The following is a 414-nucleotide window of genomic DNA, read 5'->3' on the forward strand; positions in this document are numbered from 1 at the left end:
CGCCGACCCTGCTCCACTGCATCTGCTGTTTCTTGGCGAAGCGCTTGGAGATGACGGCGTTGACGGTGGCCTCGACGAAGGCCGAGGAGATGCGCTCACCGGACCGATAGCGTTCGCCGTAATTGATCAGGCTCGCACTGTTGGAGGCAATGTAGGCCTGGAAGTCGCCGATGGCGGCCAGGAACTTGCGCATGTTGGGATAGCCTGTTTCCAGACCTTCCGCATCGAATTGCAGGTCGGCAATTTCGTCACGGGCACGATAGACGTTACCATGCCAGAGATGCCATTTGATCCTGCGGAGGGCTTCAAGCAGATCCTGCCCGGCCTGCTCGTCGTAGTTCTCGAGCCCCTGCGCGAACTGGCGAAGGACGGTGATGCGCATGGTGATATGGAACCAGTCGAGGACATGCTCGC

1 pseudogene is annotated in these 414 nt (G+C 59.7%); it reads right to left on the reverse strand.

The annotated features are described in order from the left end of the window. Window positions 1-414: pseudogene (locus ACWGTO_RS33890) on the reverse strand (ISKra4 family transposase); the annotation flags it as partial.

The organism is Mesorhizobium sp. PL10, from assembly GCF_053714315.1.